Annotated in this window: 6 protein-coding genes and 1 tRNA gene; 3 read left to right on the forward strand and 4 right to left on the reverse strand. The window is 66.6% G+C overall.

Annotated elements, in window-relative coordinates; genetic code table 11:
• Positions 1–353: 353 nt before the first annotated feature.
• The 4 genes from KDG50_09610 to KDG50_09625 are packed head-to-tail and all read right to left on the reverse strand — an operon-like array spanning position 354 to position 2,637.
• The gene (locus KDG50_09610) at positions 354–1,346 is read right to left on the reverse strand and encodes a peptidylprolyl isomerase (protein ID MCB1865675.1); all 993 of its coding nucleotides are present in this window, start codon (positions 1,344–1,346) and stop codon (positions 354–356) included.
• A 22-nt stretch (positions 1,347–1,368) separates the two neighbouring features.
• On the reverse strand, positions 1,369–1,638 hold the full coding sequence (locus KDG50_09615) for a BolA family transcriptional regulator (GenBank protein ID MCB1865676.1): 270 nt from the start codon (positions 1,636–1,638) through the stop codon (positions 1,369–1,371).
• 20 nt (positions 1,639–1,658) lie between these two features.
• A complete protein-coding gene (locus tag KDG50_09620; protein MCB1865677.1) occupies positions 1,659–1,958 on the reverse strand; it encodes a YciI family protein in 300 nt (99 codons plus the stop codon).
• Between the two features lies 1 nt (position 1,959).
• Complete coding sequence (locus tag KDG50_09625; GenBank protein MCB1865678.1) at positions 1,960–2,637, reverse strand: septation protein A; 678 nt, start codon at positions 2,635–2,637, stop codon at positions 1,960–1,962.
• Between the two features lie 247 nt (positions 2,638–2,884).
• On the opposite strand from KDG50_09625, the gene KDG50_09630 reads away from it, so the two are divergent.
• The 3 genes from KDG50_09630 (at position 2,885) to KDG50_09640 (ending at position 4,664) form a co-directional block, all read left to right on the forward strand.
• Entirely contained in the window at positions 2,885–3,736 is an 852-nt protein-coding gene (locus tag KDG50_09630) for a PHP domain-containing protein (GenBank protein ID MCB1865679.1), read from the forward strand.
• A gap of 4 nt (positions 3,737–3,740) precedes the next feature.
• Entirely contained in the window at positions 3,741–4,361 is a 621-nt protein-coding gene (locus KDG50_09635) for a threonylcarbamoyl-AMP synthase (protein ID MCB1865680.1), read from the forward strand.
• A 229-nt stretch (positions 4,362–4,590) separates the two neighbouring features.
• Positions 4,591–4,664, forward strand: a tRNA-Gly gene (locus KDG50_09640).

A 4,664-nucleotide genomic window follows, 5' to 3' on the forward strand; every position in this document is an offset into this window, starting at 1 on the left:
GGCGCAGCGTTGCTGCCCCAAAATACGTCAGGCAAGGCGCGAGGAGAGAGGTTTGGCGTGTCTAAATGAACGACGAGCAACGCAGCATGACGGATTTTGGGGCGCAACCCCGCGGGACGGGGCCGTTCCCGTGTCCAACCGCGTTGCGGTTCGCTGATATACGTCTAGTACACTGCGCTCACAGCGCCTTGTTGGCCACAACAACGGCCACCGTCGCTGCGTCACGCGTAGTGTGAACAGGCCCTAGGGAAGCTTGTTTGGCGACTCAGCCGGCGATAGCAGCCCGGCGCAGCCGATCATTCAAGCCTTGGGGCGGCACATCCCTGTGCCGTGAGCAAAGCGGGCTTCCGCGCTTATTGACCCGCAGCAGGCGCAGGTGCGGCGGCGCCTTCGGGGGCCGCGGCGGGCTGCTTGGCCATGCCGAGGCCCTGCGCTTCACGACCGACCGCTTCAGGCACGCGAATCTCGTGCTTCGCCAGCAGGCTCTCGATGTACTGCGAGGCGACCTTGCGCTGCACGTCCTGGATGCGGGCCTGCTTGAACTGGTCAAACGGCACCGGCTCGCCTTCGCGGCGGTCTTCGAGCAGGATCACATGCCAGCCGAAACGGGTCTGCACCGGGGTCTTGCTGTAATGACCGGGCTCCAGCGCCGCGGTGGCCTCCGAAAACTGCGCGACCATCTGCTTCGGTGAGAACCAGCCGAGGTCGCCGCCGCGCGGACCGGACGGTCCGGTCGACTTTTCTTTCGCAAGTTCGGCAAAGTCCGCACCGCCATCAAGGGCCGTGATGAGGTCGCGGGCGGTCTGCTCTTCCTCGACGAGGATGTGGCGCGCCTTGTATTCCATGTTCTTGTTCTCGGCGAGGTCCTTGTCGTACTCGGCCTTCAGCGCATCGTTGTCCGGCAGCGAGCGGACGATCTGGGCACGCAGCGCGGCGGAGCTGAGCACCTTGGTGCGAGCGTATTCGAGTTCCCCACTGACCTGCGGTTGCAGTTCGAGGTTCTCTGCGAGCGCCGCGCGCTTGAGCACCTCGAGCGTGAGGAAGTCGCGCAGCGTGTTCGCGTAGGTCTGCATGTTCTCTTTCAGCGTCGACGGGTTGACGCCATGTTCGGCGACGAAAATCGCAAAGCTCAGCGCGCTGACGGGTTCGCCGTCGATCAGCGCGACCGCGTCGGCGGCCGGTTTCGCGGCGGCATCCGGCTGCGCACCGGCATCGGCGGCCTTCGTCGGCATCAGACTCGCGGGAGCGGCATCACCGGCCGGTGCGGCGGCGGACTTCTTGTCGTCATTGCATCCGGCGAGCAGCAGCAGCGCGGCGGCGCCGGCAATGACAGTCGTACGTTTCATTTCCAGGGATCTCCGTTACAGGTCAGGTTTCGGGGCTTGTGGGTTCATCCGGCGCGAACGCCTGGATGCTCAGTGCGTGAATGTCGGTTTGCATGGCGTCGCCGAGTGCGGCATACACAAGCCGGTGACGCTGAATCGGCGTGCGGCCGGCAAAATCGCGCGCGACGACACGCACGCGGAAATGGCCGCCACCGCTTTCGATCGCGCCGCGATGCCCGGCGTGCTTGTGGCTTTCGTCGACGATGTCCAGGGACAGCACGTCGAGTCCGGCCGACAGGCGTTCGCGAATCATCGCCACGCGCGCGCCCATGTTCAGGGCAGCACCTTGCGATAGGGCTTCACGCGCACCGTGTCGTAGACGCCGGCGGCGCGGTAGGGATCGTCGCTGGCCCACTGCCGGGCCGCTTCGAGGCTGTCGAATTCCGCGACGATCAGGCTGCCGGTAAAGCCTTCGGGCCCCGGGTCCTCGGCATCAATCGCCGGATGCGGACCGGCCAGCACCAAGCGGCCCTCGTCGCGCAGCTTCAGCAGACGCGCCACGTGATCGGGGCGGGCCGCAAGCCGCTGTTCGAGCGTGCCGGGGGCGTCTTCGGCGATGATCGCGTAGAGCATCTCAGGCCTCGTCGGTCGTGCCGCCGTCGGCGGGCGGCAGGTGTTTCGCAAGCCAGAACGCCTGCGCGATGACGAACACGACGGTCATCCCGAGCACGCCGAACAGCTTGAACTGCACCCAGATCTCTTCGCTGCCCTGTGCCGCCTGACAAAGGCCCAGGGCCTGCTCGGCGACCTGGGTGACGCAGTCGACTTCCTTGAGTTCGACCTTCGGGTCGAGCGTCGACGCACCGAGCAGCACGTCGCGGGCGGCCAGTGCGTCGCGCGCGAAATAGATGTTCACGAGCCCGACCAGCCCAAAAAAGCCGGCCCAGAGCAGATTCAGTCGCTTCCAGATCGCATCGGGCAGTTCCACGGCCTGGGCCATCATGCGCTGGATCAGCGGGCGTCCGCCGATCAGCGGGCTGGCGAGAAACGCCAGCGCGAATGCCCAGTTCACCGCCGTGACCTTCCACATGATGAACTTCGGGTCGCGCAGGATCAGCGTGGCGCCGCCGAGCACGACGATCAGCACGAGCGTGATGACATGCATGTTCTCGACGCGCTTGTGCCGCAGCCACATGTAGAGCACCTGCGCCACGCCGGCGACGATGGCCACCGCGGTTGCGGTGAATATGCCCCATACGCTGTAGGCGACGAAAAACAGCAGGATCGGAAAAAAATCAAATAAGAGCTTCATGCATACGATCCGTTCAGTGCGGGGTCGGCCGGTCGGCCCGGGCGCGGTGCCGGTCTTCGGCCAGGTTGCCCCACTGCGGTGCCCGGGCGATCGCCGTGCGTCGGTGCGAGAAGGGGCATCTGACCAGTCCCCCGCGAATGAGTTCGCTCCGCTGCGCGGGCGTTCTGCGGCGATGGCGGTTGCATAACCGATCCATTGTACGGCAACCCGCATGCGGGCGCCGTCGCCGGTACAATGACGGGCTGCCATGAACTTCGATCTGCACAGTCACAGCCGGTTTTCCGACGGCACGCTCGCACCGGCGGACCTCGTCGCGCAGGCGCGCGTGGCCGGTGTCGACGTGCTGGCGCTGACCGATCACGATACGACCGACGGCCTCGCCGAGGCCCGTGCGGCCAGCCGCCTCCACGGGATCGAGCTGGTCGCCGGGGTGGAAATCTCCGTCGAGTGGCGCGGGCGGACCGTGCATGTCGTGGGGCTCGGCATCGACGCGGCGCATCCGGCAATGGTGGCGGGCCTGGCCTTCCAGGCCGGCCGCCGCGCCGCACGCGCCATTGCGATCGGCGAGCGGCTGGAGCGTTCCGGGATCGGGGGTGCCTATGCCGATGCGGCCGCAATCGCCTCTGACAGCGGCGTTTCGCGCACGCACTTCGCGCGGGTGCTGGTCGGGCGGGGTGTCGTGCCCGACGCCCGTCGCGCATTCACCCGCTACCTGCGCGAGGGTAAGCCCGGCTGGGTGCGGGCGGGCTGGGCAACGCTCGAGCAGGCGGTCGGCTGGATTCGCACCGCCGGCGGGGTTGCGGTCATCGCTCATCCGGCCCGCTACGATCTGACCCATGCGCGCCTCAACGAACTGTGCGAGGAATTTGAGGCCGCCGGCGGCGAGGCCATCGAAGTGGTCTGCGGCAGCCACGGGCCGGAAGACGTGCGGCGCATCAGCGTTCTGGCGCGCACGCGCGGGCTCTACGCCTCGGCCGGGTCGGATTTTCACGGACCGGGTCAGGGTTACCGCGAACTCGGCCGCCTCGATCCGTTGCCGCCCGGTCTCGACCCGGTCTGGCTCGCGCCGCCGCTCGCGGCCCATTTGCAGGCTGCCTGAACCCATGGCGCAGTACTTCGAGATTCACCCGGAAAACCCGCAGGCGCGGCTGATCCAGCGCGCGGTGGAGATCGTGCGCGAGGGCGGGATCATTGCCTATCCGACGGATTCCAGTTACGCGCTGGGCTGCCACATCGGCGACAAACAGGCGGCAGATCGCATCCGTCGCGTGCGTCAGGTCGACGATCGTCACAACATGACGCTGGTCTGTCGCGACCTTTCGGAACTCGGCATCTACGCGCGGGTGGAAAACCGCGACTACCGGCTGCTCAAGGCGCTCACCCCTGGCGCCTACACGTTCATCCTGCACGCAACGCGCGAGGTGCCGCGGCGCCTGTTCCACCCCAAGCGCAAGACCATCGGCCTGCGCGTGCCCGAGCATCGCATTGCGCTCGCGTTGCTCGCGGCGCTGAACGAACCACTACTGAGTTCGACCCTGATCCTGCCGGGTGAAGCCATGCCGCTGAACGATCCGTACGAGATCCGCGATCGGCTGGGCGCGCAGATCGACCTGGTGATTGACGGCGGCGCCTGTCCGGCCGAGCCGACCAGCGTGGTGGACCTGACCGGCGATGCGCCCGCGGTGCTGCGCGTCGGGCGCGGTGATGTGTCGGTGCTGGAGTAGTGCAGCAGGTTGTTGAGACAGGTCTGACCACGGCCTTCCCGGTCTCGCAACCGCAAGGTCCGGTCCTCGCTTTCCATCATTTTCAACGGCTTGTGGCCGTCGGAGATGGCGCGATTTCCATGCGCCGCGGGAAACGGTGAGTCGTTTGGAATTGCCTGAGCCGGAATCTCGTTGTGGCGGGCGCTTGCGGCAAACCTCGGCAGTTGCCGTAAGATGACGGACGCAATCCGCGGGTGTAGTTCAATGGTAGAACCTCAGCTTCCCAAGCTGATGGCGTGGGTTCGATTCCCATCACCCGCTCCA

The organism is Chromatiales bacterium (assembly GCA_020445605.1).
Taxonomy (GTDB): domain Bacteria; phylum Pseudomonadota; class Gammaproteobacteria; order JAGRGH01; family JAGRGH01; genus JAGRGH01.